Raw genomic sequence first — 20924 nt, 5'->3', positions numbered from 1 at the left:
GGTCCGAGGAGAGAGTGACGATGACCGCGGCGACTCGGCGCACACCGGGTACACCCTGTTGGGTCAGTTTGATGGTGCATGGGATTGACGCGACGCAGGAGTTCTACGGAGCGCTCTTCGGCTGGGAGTTCCTGCCCGGCCCTCAGCAACTCGGCCCGTACGTCCGTGCACTGCTCGACGGCAGGGAGGTGGCGGGCATCGGCCAGCTGCCGCCCGACCGGCACCTGCCGGTCGCCTGGACGACGTATCTGGCCTCGGACGACGCCGGCGAGACGGCGGAGTCCATCCGCTCTTGCGGCGGCACGGTCGCGGTGGGCCCCCTGGACGCGGGCGAAGCCGGACGGATGGTGATCTGTTCGGACCCCACCGGGGCCGTCTTCGGTGTCTGGCAGGCCCGGCTGCACCAGGGCGCCGCGGCGATGGGAGCACCCGGGACGCCGGTCTGGAACGAGCTGCTGACGTACGAGACGTCGGCGGTCGGCAAGTTCTACCGGACGGTGTTCGGGTACGAGGCGGAGCCGACCGTCTCCGCCGACTTCGACTACCTCACCCTGCGCGTCGACGGGAAACCGGTGGCGTCGCTGCACGGCGTCGGCTCCGCGCTGCCGCGTGACCGGGGGCCTCACTGGATGACGTACTTCGAGGTCGCCGACACGGACGCGGCCGCCGACCTCGTCACCGAGCTGGGCGGCCATGTGCTGCGGCCGCCCGCCGAGGACGCGACGGGCCGCCATGCCCTGGTGGCGGACCCGGAAGGCGCGGTCTTCACGATCGTCCGTTCGGCGGACGCCTGAGACCTCCGCCCCCGACGTCGGTCAGCTCTTGCCGCTCCGGGCGAGGCTCCGGCGGAGCCGGGACGCGGAGCGGGGGGAGCCGCCGGGCAGTCCGAGCTCGGTCAGGCGTTCCGCCGGGAAGTACCGCGCGGTGGCCTCGTCGCCCTGACGGGCGTCGAGGAACCGGGCGGTCTCGTCCCGCAGCAGGGGGTGGAGCTTCGGCTGCATGCAGTACCCCACGGCGCGGACGAGCGGCGTCAGCGTCGGCGGAGCGCTTCCGGGCACGGCGGCACCCGTCCCGGACTCCAGGTCCGGCACGATGTGATCCACGACGGTCAGCGGCACGCGGTTGCTGTTCTCGTAGGGCCGCAACCGCTCCAGGACCGTCTCGGTGCCCACCCGGGCGATCGGGACGTCGTAGTACACGGACGCCGTGAGCATCGCGGTCGAGAAGCAGCCCACGACGAGCCGCGGCCGGCAGCGCTCGTAGAAGGTCTCGGCGAGCAACGGGCCGTCCAGGACGGTCAGCCGTACACCGATCTCATCGGCCGCCTCGTTCAGGGCGAGCGAGTAGCGGGCGGGCGCGGTCGGATGCGGCTTGAAGATCACCGACTCGTGGCCGGCGGCCGCGGCGCCCCGCACCATGCGGACGTGCAGTTCCTCCTCCTCGTCGGCGGTGAGGATGCCGAGGGCGGCGAGGTACTGGCCGAGGAGGAGGGCGGTCGGGGCGGCCGCGACCGCGTCCGCCAGTCCGTGGTCGCCTTCGGCGTCCTCCGCGATCTCCGCGAGCACGGTCCGGAAGGCGGCGTCGGGTACGAGTTCGGGTTCGACGCCGTACTCGGACAGGAGCAGCGGACGCAGCCCCGGCACCAGGTCGAGATGGAGCAGCCGATGGATGCGGCAGGCGATCGACTGCGGCAGCTCGGCGCGCGTCGGCCCGTAGCTCATGAGCCCGTCGGCATACAGCTGGACGGAACTCTCGGCGAAGACGGCGGCGAGCGCCTTGGCGGGGTTGACCTGGATGGATTCGACGATCAGCTCCACCGGTGCGCCGCCCAGGCCCCACGCCGTGCGGAACACCCGCTGCCACAGCGGCGCCTCCTCGGGGCGGGGCGCCCAGGAGCTCGGGTGGTGGGGGTGGATGGCCTCGTTCCAGTCGATCGCCTCGTCGAAGCGGGCGGCGATCCGGCCGTATCCGGTCATCTCGTCGAGCCGCAGCGCCGTCTCCGGGATCTCGGCGTTGTTCGCCACCAGCAGGATGCGTCGGGCGTCCTCGGGGGCGCCGAACCGGCCGGCGTCGAGCGCCGCCGCCAGGGTGGCCGCTCCGTACAGCGTCGACACCTGGAAGATCTGCGTCGGGATACGCGGATGCGGGTTCATGGTCAGGCGGTCCTTCCGGTGGCGCGCAGGCTCCGGAGCAGCGTGGCGCGGGCGCTGTCCATCGTCGCCAGGGTCTCGTCGAGCACCTGCTGCGGCATGCGGCGCAGGGCGTCGGTCACGTTCTGCCTGAGCCGCTTCGTCACGGCCGGCTCGTACTGGTCGGCCTTCCCCATGTGAAAGGCGATCATGGCGCAGTAGGTGCGGACCGCCTTCGGCAGGAAGCGGTCGGCCTCGGCGTCTTTCGCCACCTCTTCGAGGAGAAGGTCGTAGGACGGAATGAAGTCGAGCTGGCGATGGTCGGTGATCTGGGTGAGAGACGTGGTGACACCCCGCCGGTAGAAGACGCCGTGAAGGCTGAGAGCCGCGAATGTGGTGGCTTTCAGATGGAGCCGCCAGATCCAGAGCCGGTCCTCGGCGGTGCGCAATCTCGTCTCGAATCGGGAGGCGCCGTTCTCGAAAAGGCGGCCGCTGTAGATCCCGAAGGGGACGAAGGGATAGTCCACCATCGTCACCATGCTCGCGGGGGCGATTCCGTCCCGCGGATCCATCACGGCGTCGCGCTTTTTGGCGGGCGCGTAGCGAATACTGCGCGACCTGCCGGTCGACTGCACATGGTCGGTACGGGCGAAGTCGCAGCCGAGTGTCTCGATGGAGTCGACCATGGCCCGCAGGTGGCCGGGGGCGTACCAGTCGTCGCCGTCGAGGAAGGTGACGTAGTCCCCGGTCGCGGCGTCCAGACCGGTGTTGCGCGCCTGGGCCACCCCGAGGTTCGTCTCGTGGCGGATCACGGCGGCGTTCGGGATCCGGCTCTGCCAGCGGTCGAGGACATAGGGTGTGTCGTCCGTGGAGCAGTCGTCGATCAGCAGGAACTCGAAGTCCGGGTCCGCGTTGTTCGCGAGGCTGCGCATGGTGTCGGGGGCATAGATCCCGACATTGTGGAGAGGCACGATGACGGACAGTTTCGGCACACGGAATCCCAACACTCACACAGTCGATCAATCGATCGCTCGGGCCTATGAGCGATCGTGGCGCCCGAGCGTTCACACGGACGAAAGCCGGTCAGGGGGGCAGCGTATCGATCGTCAATTCCCGTCGGACGAGCCCGATGTGCACTGCGGATGAATTCTTGTCGTCCTGCGGAGAAACCGGTGCCGGAATCCGATCGCCGCCAGACAGAGCAGCGCGAGGGCGCCGACGGCGCCGCCGAGCCGCAGTCCCGGGGGCCGGAAGGCGCAGCTGACCGTGGTCGTCTCGCCGTCGAGGGGGACGGCCAGGAGGCCGAGGTGCCGCTGGGCGGGAGCGTGCGGCGCGTCACCGGCGGCGCAGCTCCAGCCGGAGATCCGGGGGACGGCGATGACGGCGGTTCCGGTGCTTCCGGCCGGGAGTTCGGCGGTGAGGGTGTGGCCGGTGGTCCGTACGGCGGTGGCGCCGGTCGCCGTCAGCCGTCGTACCGCCGTGTCCAGCTTCTCCTGGACCAGGCAGCCGACCGGCTGCCTGGGAAGGGCCGGGGTGCCCTCGGCGGCGCGTACCTCGATCCGTACGGAGCCGGACGCCGGGACGGTGCCGAGCGACCGCATGGGGCCCTGGACCGACGGCAGGCCGCCCGCGAAGTCCACGGTCGGGCGGCCCGCCAGGGCCGCCGTCCCCTTGAATCCCGGGGCCCAGAGCCAGAGTCCGGCGTCGGCGGGGCAGGAGGCCGTCAGCGTGGTGGCGCTCCCGGGGCCGTCCGTGCGGCGGAGTCCGGCCGGTGTCGCGTACACCTGGGTGCCGAGCAGAAGTTCCTGGTTGGCGAAGGCGGAGTCGCCGAAGCGGACGCCGCTCGCGGGCAGCCGTAGGTCCGGGCGGACGGTGACGAGCGGCGGCACGGCGGACCGGGTGGTGGTGATCGTGGCCTCGGGCGGCTCGTCGGTCCGTACGGGCGCGGAGGGCCGGGACCGCATCCGGGTCCCGATCGAGAAGAGCGCGTCGGTGACGGGGTGGTCGAGGCCGACGGGGTGGCGGCCCTTGGCGTAGAAGCCGAAGCCGAGGGCGGAGAGCGTACGGGAGTACGTGTCCGAGGTCAGGCTGGAGTAGTAGTCGGCGCCCTGCCCGCCGACCAGCAGGACGTCGTTGCCGCCCGACACCTCGCCGGGGTCCGTCCGGTGGCGCGGCCAGGCGTCCTCGCGCGCGGTGGCTCTCGCCATGTCCTCGTGCCAGGGTCCGAGTCGCGGGGCCCAGGCGACCTTGCCGAGCTGCTGTTCCTCGATCCTGCCCGCCGTGACAGCGGTCTCGCCGGCCTGGGCGACGACGAGGAGGGTCACGGCCGCGGCGGGCAGGGCCCGCGCGCCGACCGCGAGACGCCCGGTGCAGCGGCGGGCGAGGAGCACGGCCGCCGCGGCGAGCACGGCGAGGGTCAGCGCGGCCGCGAAGGCGGGGTAGGTCCAGCGGTCGACGACGGCACTGCCCCGGGCCGCGTACGTCATCGCGGCGAGGAGGGCCCCGGCGGCGAGCAGAGCGGGTGCCCGGGGCAGCCCCTGGGCGGTGGACAGCCAGGCCGCCATCAGCAACAGGCCGCAGAGCACGAAGGTCTGACGGTACGGAATGCCGTTGGGCGAGGCCCCGGCGTGCCAGAGCAGATGGGTGGGCTCCCACTGCATCGAGAGCGCGACCAGGCAGACGGCGGCGGTCCAGGCGGCGCGGACGCGCGGGGCCACCGCGCCGTTGAAGGGCAGGGTCAGTGCGAGCGCGAGGGCGGGGGTGCCGATGAAGAGGGCGGGGCTGGCCACGCTCGCCGTGGCCGGAAGCAGCCGGGCGAAGACCTCCGTCCAGGCGACGGCGGTGAACGCCACCTCGGGGGTGGGGTCCGCGACCCGGGTGGCCAGGAAGATCACCACGACGAGCGGCGCCGCGAGACCGATGCCCACGAGGACCGCCCGGGCGGCGCGCAGCAGTCCGGCCAGGCGCCGGCGCCCGGCGTCGTCGGCCGTCAGCAGCCGGACCACGAGGACGACGGCCGCGCCGACGGTCGCCATGTAGGCCGTGTAGAAGTTGGCGTACCAGGCCACCGCCACGACCAGCGGGCCGAGCACCGGGCGGCGCCCGGCCCTGGCCCACTCGCCGACCAGACACAGCAGCGGGAAGGCCAGCAGACCGTCGAGCCACATCGGCACGGTGGCGCCGTAGTTAAGGGTCCAGCCGCACAGCGCGTACGCCGCTCCCAGGACGGCGGCCACCGGCCAGGGGCCGCGGCGCAGGGTCAGGAGCAGGGCGGCCATCGCGCCGCCCGCGGCGGTGATCTTGGCGGCGGTGATGACGTAGAGGGCGAGTTCGATCCGGTCGGCCGGGAAGAGCACGACCATCAGGTCGAACGGGCTGCTCAGGTACGTGCCGTAGTCGCCCAGGAAGTTCGAGCCGAAGCCCGAGCTCCAGTTGAGGAACAGATCGCCGTCGGCGTCGCCGAGCAGCAGGCTGCGCCAGTAGGCGTGGAAGGGGAGGTACTGCTGGCCGAGGTCGACGATGTTGCGGGTGGTGGGCCCGAAGGGATGACTGCCGGCCAGCGCCCCGCCGAGGCAGAGCACGAGGCAGCTCAGGAAGGCTGCCCCGGAGGCGGCGCGCAGTCGCGCGCTGTGCCGGAGCCGCGCGAGCTCCCGGCCCGCCCGGTCCGGCCGGTCCGCTCCTGCGCCTTCGGGGTTCGCGTCGTCGTGTTCGTCGGGCTTCGGGTCGTCGTGTTCGTCGGGCTTCGCGGTCCGCGCGCCTTCGCCCCGGTCGGGCACGGTCTCGGCAGCAGGGGGCACACGTCCTCCGGGGTGTCGCGCGGCGCGCGGATGCGCGGAGGCCCGGTGGTCACGTCACGGGCCGACGGCAATGACAGCCCAGCCGGGCGACTCGCATCCGATCAGCAGGAGGTCCCCGGGTTCCGCCGAGGTGAACACGAGGCGCCTGAACACCAGGTCACATCGGGGTGACCGGGAGTACGTCGGGAGAGAGAGCCGCCGCGCGGGCGGTGGCGGCCGTCATACGGCGTCGGTGGTGGCGGCGGCAGAGCACTTCGTAGCCGATCTCGTCGCCCGCGTCCACGTCGCCGACCACGACCTGCGCGCCCTCGACGACCATCTCTCCGCCGACGGTGCGCGCGTTGTGGGTCGCACGGGCTCCGCACCAGCACAGCGCCTCGACCTGGAGGACCTCGACTCGGTCGGCGAGTTCCACGAGCCGCTGGGAGCCGGGGAAGAGCTTGGAGCGGAAGTCCGTCGTGATCCCGAAGGCGAAGACGTCGAGCTCGAGGTCGTCGACGACCCGGGCGAGCTGGTCGATCTGCTCGGGCGAGAGGAACTGTGCCTCGTCCGCGATGACGTAGTCGCAGCGGCCGCCCTTCGACAGGTGCCCGACGAGGTACGCGTAGAAGTCGAAGCCCTCCGCCGCCTCCACGGCGTCCGTGACCAGGCCGAGGCGGGAGGACAGCTTGCCCACCCCCGCACGGTCGTCCCGCGTGAAGATCATGCCCTGCAGCCCGCGGGCGGACCGGTTGTGCTCGATCTGAAGAGCGAGGGTGCTCTTTCCGCAGTCCATCGTTCCGGAGAAGAACACCAGCTCGGGCATGGGAGGTCGCGGACCTTTCAGGTCGGAAGGCAGAGGTCGAGGAGCGCGCGGAAGATCAGAACGAGCGATCGGCCAGGACGAGCGGACGGTCGGACGGTCAGGAACGGACTTCGAGGAGCGGGACAAACTGCTCCGCGGGGGTCATCGAGCCGTGCATGCCGACCATCGCCGACTCGTGCGGCTCGTTGACCGACGCGGTGATGACGACGTCGTCGTGGGCCGCCGCGACGACGTCACCGATCCTGCCGTACACCCGCTCGTCGACCTCGTCACCGAACCAGCCGAGGGCGAGCGCCTCGTCGCGGCTGGCCACCCAGAACTGCTCGCCGAGCACCTCGCGCCAGCACGTCAGGACGTCGGTCTCGGCGCCCGGCACGGCGTAGACATGACGGGCGCGGCCCTCGCCGCCGAGGAGCGCGACCCCGGCGCGGAGCTCCCAGTCCTCGTCGAAGTCGATCCGGGACTGCTCGTCGAAGGGGATGTCCACCATGCCGTGGTCGGCGGTGACGTACAGGGCGGAGCGGGGCGGCAGTTGCTCGGCGAGGCGCTGGACGAGCCGGTCGACGAACATCAGCTGGCCGCGCCAGGCGTCGGAGTCGATGCCGAAGCGGTGGCCCGCGCCGTCGAGCTCGCTGTAGTACGTGTAGACCAGCGACCGGTCGCCGGCGGCGAGCTGCTCGGCGGAGAAGTCCATGCGTTCCTCGCCGGAGAGCCGGCCGTGAAACGTTCCGCCGCTCAGGGCGATCTTGGTGAGCGGGGTGTCCTGGAAGATCGGCGAGGACACCTGGGAGGTATGAATCCCGGCCTCGTGCGCGAGCTGGAAGACGGTGGGGTACGGCTGCCAGACCTGGGGCGGCGTCCACGGCTTCCAGCGGAGCTGGTTCATCAGCTCGCCGGTCTCCGGGTTGCGGACGGTGTAGCCGGGCAGGCCGTGCGCGCCGGGGACCCGGCCCGTGCCGACCGAGGCGAGCGAGGTCGCGGTGGTGGCGGGGAATCCGGCGGTGATCGGCCGGCCCGTGCCGCCCCGCGAGGAGGCGAGGAGCGAGGTGAGGTACGGCGCCTCGTCCGGGTGGGCCTTGATCTGCTCCCAGCCCAGGCCGTCGATCAGGAAGACGCAGTTCCGGTCGGCGGGGGTGAGCTCGGCGATCCGGGCGTCGCATCCGGCCGCGCCCTGGCCGGCGACGAGCGTCGGCAGGAGGTCGGCCAGGGAGCCGGAGCCGTACTCGGGGACGGGCGCGGTGTCGAGGGCGAGCGGAAGCGGTTCGTCGGGCCAGCCGGTGACGGTGGTGGGCTGGACCATCAGCGGGTCGCCGCGGTGGCTTCGGAGAGCGACTGCGCGAACGCCAGGGTCTGCCGGACCGTGTCCGGGCCGTCGCCGGCGTCGCTGACGCGCAGGCTGAGGTCGTCGGCGGTGGCGTTGCCGGTGTAGCCGTGGTCGGCGTCGCAGTTCGGGTCGCCGCAGGCGGCGGGCTCCAGGTCGATGCGCGAGACGGCGCCCCAGCCGATGGTGAGGACGACCTCGCGGGGCAGGGTGCCGGGCGTGTAGGACTCCGGGTTGGCGACGACGCGGCTGACGACGACCGAGGAGATCCGGTCGAGCTTGACCGACTCCGTGGAGGTCGTGGCGTAGGGCGTCGGGGAGCTGGTGTCGGCGGCCTGCTCGTCGGTGTGGCTGACGATGAAGCGGTTGGCCGTCAGGACCAGGACCGTGACGTGACGGCGGACCTCGTTGGAGTCGAACGTGGTCTCCTGGTGCACGAGGTACGACGCGATCGCCTCGCCACCGACGGCGGCCTCCACCGCCTCGGCCACGAGGGCCGGGTAGTAGCCGCTGCGCTCGATCGCCGCGCGCAGCCCCTGGGTCGTCGTACCGGTCTTCGCCATGGACTCCATCCTAATCCGTCGGAGGGGGCGCTCCTGGCCGCTTGGTCGGGGGGCGTCAGTAGCTCGGCAGCCGGCGTGGGCCGAGGTCCGTGCGGGGCGGCGGCGGCGCGAGACGGACGGTGGCGCCGAGGACGGAGAGGCCCTGGGGCGCGACGACGACGGGTTCCAGGGTGATGGCGACGACCTCCGGATGGTCGTCGACGAGCCGGGAGACCCGCAGCAGCAGTTCCTCCAGGGCCGGTGTGTCGACGGGCGCCGAGCCGCGCCAGCCGAAGAGGAGGGGGGCGGTGCGGATGGACCGTACGAGCTCGGCGGCGTCCCGGTCGGTGGCCGGGACCAGCCGGTGGGACATGTCGCCGAGCAGTTCGGAGGCGGCTCCGGCGAGGCCGAAGGAGAGCACGGCCCCGACGGCCGGATCGATGGCCGAGCGGACGACGGTGTCGACGCCGCGCGGCACCATGGCCTGGACGACCGGCTGGAGCTCCTCGGGCTTGCCGAGCGTGTCGGTCAGTTCGGCGTAGGCGGTGCGGAGTTGTTCCTCCGTGGCCAGGTCGAGCCGTACTCCTCCGAGGTCGGGCCGGTGGCGCAGGTGGGGCGCGGTCGTCTTCAGGGCGACGGGGTAGCCGAGGCGGGCGGCGGCCGTGACGGCGCTGTCGGGTGACGGGGCGGGGAGGGTGGGCAGCACGGTGATCCCGTACCGGGCGAGGAGTTCGCCGGCCGCGTCGGCGCCGAGGGTGACGCCCCGGGCGTCCACGTCCTCGCCGAGCGACCGCTCGATCTGGTCGGCGGCCCCGCCCTCGTCGATGTCGTCGTACTCCGGCACCCGCCCGGGCTCCGCCGCCTGCCGCCGCCACTGCCCGTACCGCACGGCCTCGGCAAGCGCCCGCACGGCCCGCTCGGCGGCGGGATAGGCCGGAATGTTGCCCCCGCCGGCGCCCGGCGCCGCCTCGGAGCGCCCGAGCTCCGACTCGCCGCGGGCGCCCCCGGGGGCCCCGGCCTGGTCGGAGGGCTCCGCGGGAGTACTGGCCGGAGCGGGCCCGCTCGTCGGCCCGGGCGCGCCGAGGCCCGGCCGGGCGGGGGCGGGCGGCGCCGGCGGCGGCGTCGGGCGGGTGCTGGTGGCCGCGGAGAGGGCCTCCGCGAGGCCACCCATCTCGACGTGGACCACGACCACCGGCTTCGCCGGGGGCGGGGTGGAGGCGACCGCTTCGCGGAGGAAGGCCGCGAGGGCCTCGCCGTCGCCGGATTCGACGGCGCCGTTCTCCCCCACCCAGGGGATCGCCGTCACGACGACCGCGTCGCAGGCGTCGTCCACGAGCGCCGCCGCCAGCGCGGCCCGGAAGTCCGCCGGGCTCGCCCCCGTCGTCAGGTCGAGCGGCCGGAGCGGCCGCAGCCCCTCCGTGAGACAGGCGTCGTACGTCAGCAGCCCGAGCGACTCGGAGTTGCCGAGGATCGCGATCCTCGGCCCGGCCGGCAGCGGCTGGCCGGCGAGGAGCAGGCCCGCGTCGACCAGTTCGGTGACCGTGTCGACGCGGATGACCCCGGCCTGCCGGAGCAGCGCGGAGACGGTGGCGTGCGGGATCCGGGTGACCGGGACCCGGTGTCCGGGTGGCGCGCTCCCGCTGTGCCGCGCCCCCTTGACGACCACGACCGGCTTGACCGCGGCCGTGCGCCGGGCCAGCCGGGTGAACTTGCGGGGGTTGCCTATCGACTCCAGGTACAGCAGTACGACGTCCGTCTCGGGGTCGTCGTACCAGTGCTGCAGCAGGTCGTTCCCGGAGACGTCCGCCCGGTTGCCGGCCGAGATGAAGGAGGAGAGACCGGCGCCCCTGCGGTGCAGCCCGGCGAGGAGCGCGATGCCGATCGCGCCGGACTGGGTGAAGAGCCCGATCCGTCCGGCCGTCGGCATCTGCGGGGCGAGCGAGGCGTTCAGCCGGACGCCGGACGTGGTGTTGATGATCCCGAAGGCGTTCGGGCCGATGATCCGCATCCCGTACGAACGGGCCTGCCGCACCAGTTCGCGCTGCCGTTCCCTGCCCTCCGCCCCGCTCTCCGCGTAGCCGGCGGAGAGGACGACCAGGCCCCGCACCCCGTGTTCACCGCAGTCGGCGACCGCCTCCGGCACCCGTTCGGCGGGCACGGCCACGACCGCCAGGTCCACCGGTTCGCCGATGGCCCCCACCGAGCGGAAGGCGGGCACCCCGTCGAGCGAGGCCGTCCCCTCCGCCAAGGCGCGGTTCACCGCGTACGTCCGTCCGGTGTATCCGGCGTCGAGGAGGTTGCGCAGGACCGTCCTGCCGACGCCGCCGGGGGTCCGCCCGGCTCCGATCACGGCGACCGAGCGCGGCGCGAGGAGCCGCTGCACGGAGCGCGCCTCGGCCCGCTGTTCCCGCGCCCGCTGGACGGCGAGTGAGCGGTCCGTCGGCTCCAGGTCGAGGTGGAGCCGTACGGAGCCGTCCTCGAAGCTGCGCTTCTGGGTGTACCCGGCGTCCGTGAATACCTTGATCATTTTCGTGTTGGCGGGCAGCACCTCCGCCGCGAACCGTCTGATGTCCCGCTCCCGCGCCACCGCCGCGATGTGTTCGAGGAGCGCGGAGGCCACCCCCCGCCCCTGGTGGGCGTCCTGGACCAGGAAGGCCACCTCGGCCTCGTCGGCCGGCGCCGAGGCGGGCAGGCCCTGGGCGTTGATGCGGTCGTACCGCACGGTCGCGATGAACTCCCCGCCGATGGTCGCCGCGAGCCCCACCCTGTCCACGAAGTCGTGATGGGTGAAGCGGTGGACGTCCTTGGCGGAGAGACGCGGGTAGGGGGCGAAGAAACGGTAGTACTTCGACTCGTCCGAGACCTGCTCGTAGAAGCTGACCAGTCGGTCGGCGTCATCGGCGGTGATGGGCCTGATGCGCGCGGTACCGCCGTCACGGAGGACCACGTCCGCTTCCCAGTGGTCGGGGTATGCGTGTTCCGGCTGTGCCGTCTGTTCCGACGCGCTCTGCATGGGGCAAGCCTACGGCCGGGGTACGACAGTGGCACCGGTCGTGCGTGGCGTGCGCGCCACGCACGGTACGGGCAAGGTAGGAAGGCCGCACGCCGTCCCGCCGGGACCGAAGGTGGGTACGAGCACCTCTTCAACCCGTGAGAGACTGGTCTAGACAACCCGCTAAGACTTGAAGGGCAACACCATGGCTGAGCGCCGCGTCAACGTCGGCTGGGCCGAGGGCCTGCACGCCCGCCCCGCCTCCATCTTCGTCCGTGCGGCCACGGCTTCCGGCGTCCCCATGACGATCGCGAAGGCCGATGGCAACCCGGTGAACGCCGCGTCGATGCTCGCGGTGCTCGGCCTGGGCGCGCAGGGCGGCGAGGAGATCGTGCTCGCTTCGGAAGCGGAGGGCGCCGAGGCCGCCCTGGACCGCCTGGCGAAGCTGGTTGCCGAGGGGCTCGACGAGCTTCCCGAGACCGTCTGATCCCCGCGAGACCGTCCGACCGAGAATTCCGAAGACGCCGCACCCGCCGAAGAATCACGGCGGCTGCGGCGTCTTCCTTTTCGGAATGATTCCCCCGCACCGAATTCGGGCAGAACAGATTCCGGGCAGCACGAATGCACCCACCGAATTCACTTCTCTTTGTATACGGCCCTGCCGTTAATTCCGGGCGCCCGCGGTGTTTACGACATGTTGCGAAACCCTCACACGTCCCCCCTCAGGCCGCTTCAGCCGATGGAGGACCAGGGAACGCTCGGCGTGCAGCGCCGTCAGCGCGCGCGCCCTCTCGGCGTCGCCGCGCGCCACGGCGTCCACGATCGCTCCGTGCTCAGCCCACGTCTCCACGGGCTGGGCGGCGGGCTCGACCGCGTACATCCAGGCGATCTTGTGCCGCAGCTGGGTGAGCAGCGCGGTGAGCGCCGGGCTGCCGGAGGCCTGGGCCAGCGTCTCGTGGAACCAGCCGCCCAGCGAGCGCAGATCCTCGCCCTGCCCACGCCGTGCCCGCTCCTGTCCCAGCCTGACCAGGCCACGCAGCACCTTGAGATGGGCCTCGGTACGCCGCTGGGCGGCGCGGGCGGCGCCGAGCGGCTCAAGGAGCGCCCGTACGTCCAGCAGGTCCGCCGCCTCCTGCTCGGTGGGCTCGGCGACCTGGGCACCCGCGTGCCGGCGGGTGGTCACGAAGCCCTCGGACTCCAGGGTGCGCAGCGCCTCGCGGACGGGGACGCGGGAGACTCCGTAACGGCGTGCCAGCTGCTCCTCCGTCAGCCGGCTGCCGCGCTCGAAGACGCCGGAGACGATGTCGTCCCGGATCGCCGTGCATACCGAGTGCGCGGGAATGCGCATGTTCGACCTCCGCCTTGATCCGCGCGAAAACCCATCCGATTGACGTCTGCTCGTCGACTCTTCGGTGACTCTATTGCAGCAGGGCGGAATTTCCGATGGCTACCGGCGATCCATGGATATCTTTTGGCCAGCGAAAAGCCCCGGCTCTGTACGAGCCGGGGCTTTTCTGAACGTATGCGGGGCGTCGGTCAGACGTTCACGCCGCGGGCGCGCAGGTACGCGACCGGGTTGATGTCGGAGCCGTACTCGGCGCTCGTGCGGGCCTCGAAGTGGAGGTGCGGGCCGGTCGAGTTGCCGGTGGAGCCGGAGATGCCGATCTGCTGGCCCGGCGTGACGGACTGGCCGACCGAGACGCTGATGGACGACAGGTGGCCGTACTGGGTGTAGGTGCCGTCGTGCATCCGGATGACGACGTTGTTGCCGTACGCGCCGCCCCAGCCGGCCTCGACCACGGTGCCGGTGCCCACGGAGACGACCGTGCTGCCGTAGGCGGCGTGGAAGTCGACGCCGGAGTGGCTGCCGGAGGACCAGAGCGAGCCGCCGGTCTGGTAGCCGGTGCTGACGTACGAGCCGGCCACGGGAAGCTGGAAGGAGTTCAGGCGCTTGCGCTCGGCCTCGCGGGCGGCGCGCTCCTTGGCCTCGCGGATCTCCTTGGCGCGGGCCTCGGCCTTGCGCTTCGCCTCGGCCTTCCGCTTGGCCTCCGCCTTCGCCCGGGCCTCGGCCTCGGCGGCCTCGCGCTCCTGAGCGGCGGCCTGGGCGTCGATCGTGTCGGCGAGGGCGTCGGCGGCGACCACCTGGGTCAGGCCGGTGTCCTCGACGGAGCGGGTGTCCGCGTCGGCGGCGAGCGCCGGGGAGGCGAGGGTTCCGATGACGCCGGTGGTGGCGAGAGTCGCGACTCCGGCGATGCCCGCGCCTCGGCGCGACAGACGGCTCGGACCACGGTGCTTCCCGGTGGCACGGGTGAACGCCATGAAGTGGCTGATCCTTTCCTTCCTTCTCGCCTACCGGGTTAGCTGACGGGTTCGGAGCAGGAAGGTCTCCTACGGGCCCCTCCGCGGGTGCGAAGGCGTCCGATTCACCCCAGGGACTTCGTGTGGGTCCCCGGCTCCCCAGGCTCGCGCCTGACGGGGACTCGGCGATGACTGTCCGATGCCGCGGATGCGGCGGGTGCAACTGGCGAACAGCCGGACTGACGCTAAACGGACCGTCTTTCAATCACCAAACAGACACGGGGATTTGTAAGACATGCCACAGGGCAGACAGTCATCCTCTGCCGCAATCCGGACAAAGGGCGAGGACCCCGACGTACCCTGACGACGGGGTCCTCCAGGTGAGGTTCGGGCAGCCTCGATCAGCCGGTGACAACCGTCACTTCGCCGATGCCGAGGGCACGCACCGGCTCCTCGATCTGCGCCGCGTCACCGACGAGCACGGTGACAAGACGGTCCACCGGGAAGGCGTTGACGACCGCCGCCGTCGCCTCCACCGTGCCGGTCTCGGCAAGGCGCGCGTACAACTGCGCCTGGAAATCGTCCGGAAGGTGCTGCTCGACCTGGTCGGCCAGCGTCCCGGCGACGGAGGCCGCGGTCTCGTACTTCAGCGGGGCCACGCCCACCAGGTTCTGCACGGCCACATCGCGCTCGGCGTCCGTCAGACCCTCCGCGGCGAGGGTGCGCAGCACCTTCCACAGGTCGTCGAGGGCCGGCCCGGTGTTGGGAGTGTCGACGGAACCGCTGATGGCGAGCATCGAGGCGCCGTTGCCCTTGCCGTCGGAGCGGAGCACCTGCCCGAACGCCCGCACACCGTAGGTGTAGCCCTTCTCCTCCCGCAGCACGCGGTCCAGACGGGAGGTGAGGGTGCCGCCGAGGCAGTACGTGCCGAGGACCTGGGCCGGCCAGACGCGGTCGTGCCGGTCAGCGCCGACCCGGCCGATCAGCAGCTGCGTCTGGACGGCGCCCGGGCGGTCCACGACGACCACACGGCCGGTGTCGTCGGCCGTGACCGGGGGGACGGGACGCGGCTCCGCCGTGTCGCCCGTCCAGGCGCCCAGCGTCTCGGCGAGGACCTTGTCCACGTCCACGTCGGTCAGGTCGCCGACGATCACGGCGGTGGCGGTGGCGGGCCGGACATACCCCTCGTAGAAGGCGCGGACCGCCGCCGCGTCGATCGCGGCGACCGTCTCCTCGGTGCCCTGGCGCGGCCGGGACATGCGGGAGTCGGCCGGGAAGAGCTCCTTGGAGAGCTGCTTCGCCGCCCGGCGTGCCGGGTTGGCCGTCTCGTGCGGGATCTCGTCGAGCCGGTTGCGCACCAGACGCTCGATCTCGGTCTCCACGAAGGCCGGCGCGATCAGCGCCTCGGAGACCAGGCCGAGTGCCTTGGGCAGGCGGGAGACGGGGACCTCCAGGGAGACCCGTACGCCCGGATGGTCGGCGTGCGCGTCGAGCGTGGCGCCGCAGCGCTCCAGCTCGGCGGCGAACTCCTCCGCCGTGTGCTTGTCCGTCCCCTCGGAGAGGGCGCGGGCCATGATCGTGGCCACGCCGTCCAGACCTGTGGGCTCGGCGTCCAGCGGGGCGTCGAGGATGATCTCGACGGCCACCACCTTCTGCCCGGGGCGGTGGCAGCGCAGCACGGTCAGGTCGTTGTCCAGCGCACCGCGCTCCGGGGCCGGGAAGGCCCAGGGGCGGGCGGCGCCCGGCTGCGGCTGCGGGTGGAACTCCATGCTCGTCAAAGACGCGGCAGCGTCGCTCACTGGTCCGCTCCCTCTTCCTCGTCGCTGTCGCTCTGTTCGGTGGTGACCGGCTCGTAGACCAGCACCGCGCGGTTGTCCGGGCGCAGGCGGGCCTTGGCGACCGCCTGCACCTCCTCGGCGGTGACGTCCAGGACACGGTTCACCGCGGTGAGGGCGAGCTGCGGGTCGCCGAACAGCACCGCGTAGCGGCACAGTTCGTCGGCGCGTCCCGCGACCGTCCCGAGCCGGTCGAGCCATTCGCGTTCCAGCTGGGCCTGGGCGCGCTCCATCTCCTCGGGCGTGGGGCCCTCGGCGGCGAAGCGGGCCAGCTCCTCGTCGACGGCCGCCTCGATCTCGGGGACCTCGACACCGCCGGAGGTCTTGACGTCCAGCCAGCCCAGCGAGGGCGCGCCGGCGAGCCGCAGCAGGCCGAAGCCGGCGGCTACGGCGGTGCGGTCGCGGCGGACCAGCCGGTTATGGAGCCGGGAGGACTCGCCGCCGCCCAGCACGGTCAGGGCGATGTCGGCGGCGTCGCACTCGCGCGTGCCGTCGTGCGGGAGCCGGTAGGCGGCCATCAGGGCGCGGGCCGGCACCTCCTCCTCGACCACTTCGCGCAGCTGGTCACCGATGATCTCGGGCAGCGCGCCGTCGCGCGGCGGCAGCTTGCCGTCGTGGGACGGGATGGAGCCGAAGTACTTCTCGATCCAGGCGAGGGTCTGCTGCGGGTCGATGTCGCCGACGACCGACAGCACCGCGTTGTTCGGCGCGTAGTACGTGCGGAAGAAGCTCCGCGCGTCCTCGAGGGTCGCCGCGTCCAGGTCGGCCATGGAGCCGATCGGCGTGTGGTGGTACGGGTGGCCCTCCGGGTAGGCGAGGGCGGTGAGCCTCTCGAAGGCCGTGCCGTACGGCACGTTGTCGTACCGCTGGCGGCGCTCGTTCTTGACGACGTCCCGCTGGTTCTCCATGGACTCGTCGTCCAGGGCGGCCAGCAGCGAGCCCATGCGGTCCGCCTCCAGCCAGAGGGCGAGCTCCAGCTGGTGGGTCGGCATGGTCTCGAAGTAGTTGGTGCGCTCGAAGCTCGTCGTGCCGTTGAGCGAGCCGCCGGCACCCTGGACCAACTCGAAGTGACCGTTGCCGTGGACCTGCTTCGAACCCTGGAACATCAGGTGCTCGAAGAGGTGGGCGAGACCGGTGCGGCCCTCCACCTCGTGGCGCGAGCCGACGTCGTACCAGAGACAGACCGCGGCGACCGGGGTCAGGTGGTCCTCGGAGAGCACCACCCGCAGGCCGTTGGCCAGCCGGTGCTCGGTCGCTGTCAGGCCGCCGGAGCCGGCCTCGGCCGTGGCCGTGTGACCCATGGGCATGTACGTCCCTTCGATCGCGATATGGAAAAGTCCTGCCACTGTATGCAAGCGCACCGACACCTCGCGAAGTTCCCGCAGGTTCGCAGGGTCCCTCTTCCGGGTCGCGCGGTGTCGCGGACGGCCGACGACGGCCCCGCGGCGGGGCCATTCCCGGGTCGCGGTCGGCGTTGTCGGTGGGACGGTCCACAATGGTCCGCGTCAGATCAACCATGTTGGTGAAGGAGCCGCAGCCGCGATGGCCCGCCGCAGCACGAAGACACCGCCGCCGGACGACGCGTTCGAGGAGCGAATCCTCGACATCGACGTCGTCGACGAGATGCAGGGCTCCTTCCTCGAGTACGCGTACTCGGTGATCTACTCCCGCGCGCTGCCGGACGCCCGCGACGGCATGAAGCCGGTGCAGCGCCGCATCGTCTACCAGATGAACGAAATGGGCCTTCGGCCCGACCGCGGCTACGTGAAGTGCGCCCGCGTCGTCGGCGAGGTCATGGGAAAGCTGCACCCGCACGGCGACGCGTCGATCTACGACGCGATGGTGCGCATGGCGCAGCCCTTCTCCATGCGGCTGCCCCTCGTCGACGGCCACGGCAACTTCGGTTCGCTGGGCAATGACGACCCGCCGGCCGCGATGCGGTACACCGAGTCCCGGATGGCCGCCGCGGCGCTGATGATGACGGAGTCGATCGACGAGGACACCGTCGACTTCTCGCCCAACTACGACGGCCAGGAGCGGGAGCCGGTGGCGCTGCCCGCCGCGTACCCGAACCTGCTCGTCAACGGAGCGTCCGGGATCGCGGTCGGCATGGCGACCAACATGCCGCCGCACAACCTGGGCGAGGTCATCGCGGCGGCCCGGCACCTGATCCGGCACCCGAACGCGGACCTCGACGCGCTGATGCGCTTCGTGCCCGGCCCCGACCTGCCGACCGGCGGCCGGATCGTCGGCCTGTCCGGGATCAAGGACGCGTACGAATCGGGCCGCGGCACGTTCAAGATCCGCGCCACCGCGACGGTGGAGAACGTGACGGCGCGCCGCAAGGGCATCGTCGTCACCGAACTGCCCTTCTCGGTCGGCCCGGAGAAGGTCATCTCCAAGATCAAGGATCTGGTCGGCTCCAAGAAGCTCCAGGGCATCGCGGACGTCAAGGACCTCACCGACCGCAACCACGGCCTGCGCCTGGTGATCGAGGTCAAGAACGGCTTCGTGCCCGAGGCGGTCCTGGAGCAGCTCTACAAGCTGACGCCGATGGAGGAGTCCTTCGGCATCAACAACGTGGCGCTGGTCGACGGCCAGCCGCTCACGCTGGGCCTCAAGGAGCTCCTGGAGGTCTATCTCGACCACCGCTTCACCGTGGTGCGCCGCCGTTCGGAGTTCCGCCGGAGCAAGAAGCGGGACCGGCTGCACCTGGTCGAGGGTCTGCTCGTCGCCCTGCTCGACATCGACGAGGTCATCCGTCTCATCCGCTCCAGCGAGAACTCGGCGCAGGCCAAGGAGCGCCTGATCGAGCACTTCTCGCTGAGCGAGGTCCAGACGCAGTACATCCTGGACACGCCGCTGCGCCGGCTCACGAAGTTCGACCGGATCGAGCTGGAGAGCGAGCGCGACCGGCTCAACGGCGAGATCGACGAGCTGACCGGGATCCTGGAGTCCGACTCCGAGCTGCGCAAGCTGGTCTCCTCGGAACTGGCGGCGGTGGCCAAGAAGTTCGGCACCGACCGTCGTACGGTCCTGCTGGAGTCGGCCGGCGCGCCGATCACCGCCACGTCCCTGGAGGTCGCGGACGACCCGTGCCGGGTGCTGCTCTCCTCGACCGGTCTGCTGGCCCGTACGGCGACGGCGGAGCTCCCGTCCGCCGAGGACGGCAGGCGCACCAAGCACGACGTGATCGTCTCGGCGGTCCCGGCGACCCAGCGCGGGGACGTCGGCGTGGTGACCTCGTCCGGCCGTCTGTTGCGGCTCGCCGTGATCGACCTGCCCCAGCTGCCGGACACCGCCGCCGCGCCGAACCTGGCGGGCGGGGCGCCGCTGGCGGAGTTCCTCACCCTGGCGGAGGGCGAGCGGGTGGTCTGCCTGACCACCCTCGACGAGTCCTCGCCGGGCCTGGCTCTCGGCACGCTGCAGGGCGTGGTGAAGCGTGTGGTGCCGGACTATCCGGCGAACAAGGAGGAGCTGGAGGTCATCACCCTCAAGGAGGGTGACCGGATCGTCGGCGGGACCGAGCTGCGGACGGGCGAGGAGGACCTGGTCTTCATCACCTCCGACGCCCAGCTGCTGCGCTTCCAGGCCGCGCAGGTACGGCCCCAGGGACGTCCGGCGGGCGGCATGGCCGGCGTCAAGCTGACCGCCGGTGCCGAGGTGCTCTCGTTCACGGCCGTGGACCCGGCGGCGGACGCGGTGGTGTTCACCGTCGCGGGCTCCACGGGCACGCTGGACGACGGAGTCGGTACGTCGGCCAAGCTGACGCCGTTCGACCAGTACCCCCGCAAGGGGCGTGCGACCGGCGGAGTGCGCTGCCAGCGGTTCCTCAAGGGCGAGGACGTGCTGGTGCTGGCCTGGGCGGGCGCGACGCCGGCACGGGCGGCGCAGAAGAACGGCACCCCGGTGGAGCTTCCGGAGATCGACCCGCGCCGCGACGGCTCGGGCACGCCCCTCGCCAAGCCGGTCGGGGTCTTGGCAGGCCCCCCGAGCTAGGCGCGGGCCGGCGAACCAGGGCCCGGCCGGACCAGGGCCGGGCCGGGCCGCCCGGTATCTAGGCCTCGGAAGGTTCCGCCGACTCCTCGTCCGGTTGCCGTACGTACCGCAGGACGCCCCACATCGCGTGCTCGTCGGGGGCGTCCTGAGGGCCGCCGAGCTCGCATCCGGCGAGCTCCTTGCGGAGGGAGTCGGCGTCGATGCCCGCGCCGATCAGGACGAGCTGGGTCTGTCGCTCCTCGCCGGCCGGCCATGGCTCGGGGTAGAAGCGCAGGAACCGGCCGACGGCGTGGACCGCGTACCGGTTGACGGGGTCGGCGTCGCCGAAGTCGACGAAGCCCTTGATGCGGTAGAGGCCCTGTGGCCGGGAGTCGAGGAACTCCATCAGACGCCGGGGGTGCAGGGCGGTCCGGGTCGCGACCGAGAGCGTCTCGTACTGCGCGTGCGGATGGCCCCCCGCGCCGTCCGCGCCGTCGTCCTCGGGGTCCCCGTACAGCAGGTCCTCGATCGACATCTGCCCGTCGATCTCGCCCTCGGGCACGACCCTGTCGAAGAGGACCTCGGGGTCGATCCGTCCGTGCGCGGCACGGATCACGGCGGCGCGCCCGGCGACCGCCGCGACCGCCCCGTGGACGGCGTCCAGCTCCCGCTCACCCACCCGGTCCGCCTTGTTGACGACGACGAGGTCGGCGAGGGCGAGATGCCGGTCGGTCTCGGGGTGCCGCTCCCGCGTGGCGGGGAACTCCGCGGCGTCGACGACCTGCACGAGCCCGCCGTACACGATCCGCTCGTTCTCGCTGGCGAGCACCATCCGCACCAGCTCCTCGGGCTCCGCGAGTCCGCTCGCCTCGATGACGATCACGTCGAGACGGGCGGAGGGCCGGGTGAGCACCTCCAGATACTCGTCCAGCTCACTCGCGTCGACGGCGCAGCACAGACATCCGTTGCCGAGCGAGACGGTCGACCCGACCTGTCCCGCGACGGTCATGGCGTCGATCCCGATGTCCCCGAAGTCGTTGACCATGACCCCGATCCGGGTGCCCCGGGCGCTGCGGAGCAGATGGTTGAGCAGCGTCGTCTTGCCCGACCCCAGAAACCCGGAGAGGACGACGACGGGGATCTGCTGCGCCTGCTGCGTGCTCAAGGAAAACCCTTTCCGATGTCTCCGGCCGCCTGTCTCCGACCGCCCGTGTCCGGCCGTCCTGG

Annotated in this window: 15 protein-coding genes and 1 riboswitch; of the genes, 3 read left to right on the top strand and 12 right to left on the bottom strand. The window is 71.9% G+C overall.

Going from position 1 to position 20924, the window contains the following annotated elements:
• The first annotated feature begins 20 nt into the window (after nt 1-20).
• Nucleotides 21-794 (top strand): VOC family protein, encoded by a 774-nt coding sequence (locus tag IE136_RS29500; RefSeq protein ID WP_158991323.1) that lies wholly within the window; start codon nt 21-23, stop codon nt 792-794.
• A 21-nt stretch (nt 795-815) separates the two neighbouring features.
• Here IE136_RS29500 and IE136_RS29495 read toward each other — a convergent pair whose 3' ends face one another.
• The 7 genes from IE136_RS29495 to IE136_RS29465 all read right to left on the bottom strand — a co-directional run bounded on the left by IE136_RS29495 (nt 816) and on the right by IE136_RS29465 (nt 11607).
• Nucleotides 816-2153, bottom strand: coding sequence for a polysialyltransferase family glycosyltransferase (locus IE136_RS29495; RefSeq protein WP_158991320.1), 1338 nt, complete (start codon nt 2151-2153; stop codon nt 816-818).
• 2 nt (nt 2154-2155) lie between these two features.
• Nucleotides 2156-3121 carry a glycosyltransferase family 2 protein gene (locus IE136_RS29490; protein ID WP_158991318.1) on the bottom strand — a complete coding sequence of 322 codons (966 nt, stop codon included), beginning with the start codon at nt 3119-3121 and terminating at the stop codon, nt 2156-2158.
• A gap of 114 nt (nt 3122-3235) precedes the next feature.
• Nucleotides 3236-5926, bottom strand: a complete 2691-nt coding sequence (locus IE136_RS29485) for a YfhO family protein (protein WP_229819265.1) — start codon at nt 5924-5926, stop codon at nt 3236-3238.
• Nucleotides 5927-6083: 157 nt separating this feature from the next.
• Nucleotides 6084-6731 (bottom strand): thymidine kinase, encoded by a 648-nt coding sequence (locus IE136_RS29480; RefSeq protein WP_158991316.1) that lies wholly within the window; start codon nt 6729-6731, stop codon nt 6084-6086.
• Between the two features lie 97 nt (nt 6732-6828).
• Complete coding sequence (locus IE136_RS29475) at nt 6829-8031, bottom strand: alkaline phosphatase family protein (RefSeq protein ID WP_158991313.1); 1203 nt, start codon at nt 8029-8031, stop codon at nt 6829-6831.
• Nucleotides 8031-8615, bottom strand: coding sequence for a DUF5998 family protein (locus IE136_RS29470; protein ID WP_158991310.1), 585 nt, complete (start codon nt 8613-8615; stop codon nt 8031-8033). The genes IE136_RS29475 and IE136_RS29470 overlap by 1 nt, the downstream gene beginning before the upstream one ends.
• Nucleotides 8616-8670: 55 nt before the next feature.
• Entirely contained in the window at nt 8671-11607 is a 2937-nt protein-coding gene (locus IE136_RS29465; protein ID WP_189601838.1) for a bifunctional acetate--CoA ligase family protein/GNAT family N-acetyltransferase, read from the bottom strand.
• Between the two features lie 184 nt (nt 11608-11791).
• Here IE136_RS29465 and IE136_RS29460 point away from each other — a divergent pair, with 184 nt between their 5' ends.
• Nucleotides 11792-12073, top strand: coding sequence for an HPr family phosphocarrier protein (locus IE136_RS29460; protein ID WP_158991307.1), 282 nt, complete (start codon nt 11792-11794; stop codon nt 12071-12073).
• 177 nt (nt 12074-12250) lie between these two features.
• On the opposite strand, the gene IE136_RS29455 is transcribed toward IE136_RS29460, so the two are convergent.
• The 4 genes from IE136_RS29455 to IE136_RS29440 form a co-directional block, all read right to left on the bottom strand.
• The gene (locus IE136_RS29455; RefSeq protein ID WP_158991305.1) at nt 12251-12934 is read right to left on the bottom strand and encodes a GntR family transcriptional regulator; all 684 of its coding nucleotides are present in this window, start codon (nt 12932-12934) and stop codon (nt 12251-12253) included.
• A gap of 188 nt (nt 12935-13122) precedes the next feature.
• Nucleotides 13123-13905 (bottom strand): M23 family metallopeptidase, encoded by a 783-nt coding sequence (locus IE136_RS29450; RefSeq protein ID WP_158991302.1) that lies wholly within the window; start codon nt 13903-13905, stop codon nt 13123-13125.
• A 13-nt stretch (nt 13906-13918) separates the two neighbouring features.
• A riboswitch (cyclic di-AMP (ydaO/yuaA leader) is annotated at nt 13919-14082 on the bottom strand.
• Between the two features lie 203 nt (nt 14083-14285).
• Complete coding sequence (locus IE136_RS29445) at nt 14286-15653, bottom strand: M16 family metallopeptidase (RefSeq protein ID WP_373309178.1); 1368 nt, start codon at nt 15651-15653, stop codon at nt 14286-14288.
• A 26-nt stretch (nt 15654-15679) separates the two neighbouring features.
• Nucleotides 15680-17020 (bottom strand): M16 family metallopeptidase, encoded by a 1341-nt coding sequence (locus tag IE136_RS29440; RefSeq protein WP_158991299.1) that lies wholly within the window; start codon nt 17018-17020, stop codon nt 15680-15682.
• A 241-nt stretch (nt 17021-17261) separates the two neighbouring features.
• On the opposite strand from IE136_RS29440, the gene IE136_RS29435 reads away from it, so the two are divergent.
• Nucleotides 17262-19718: a DNA gyrase/topoisomerase IV subunit A gene (locus IE136_RS29435; protein ID WP_158991297.1), complete on the top strand. Its 2457-nt coding sequence runs from the start codon at nt 17262-17264 to the stop codon at nt 19716-19718.
• A 58-nt stretch (nt 19719-19776) separates the two neighbouring features.
• Here the strand turns inward: IE136_RS29435 and IE136_RS29430 are convergent, their stop codons facing one another.
• Nucleotides 19777-20862, bottom strand: a complete 1086-nt coding sequence (locus IE136_RS29430) for a CobW family GTP-binding protein (RefSeq protein ID WP_189601836.1) — start codon at nt 20860-20862, stop codon at nt 19777-19779.
• Between the last annotated feature and the right edge of the window lie 62 nt (nt 20863-20924).

Source organism: Streptomyces lateritius (assembly GCF_014649715.1).
Classification (GTDB): Bacteria; Actinomycetota; Actinomycetes; order Streptomycetales; family Streptomycetaceae; genus Streptomyces; species Streptomyces lateritius.
The sequence above is the reverse complement of the archived record's forward strand: the minus strand, read 5'-3'. Positions and strand labels throughout refer to the sequence as shown.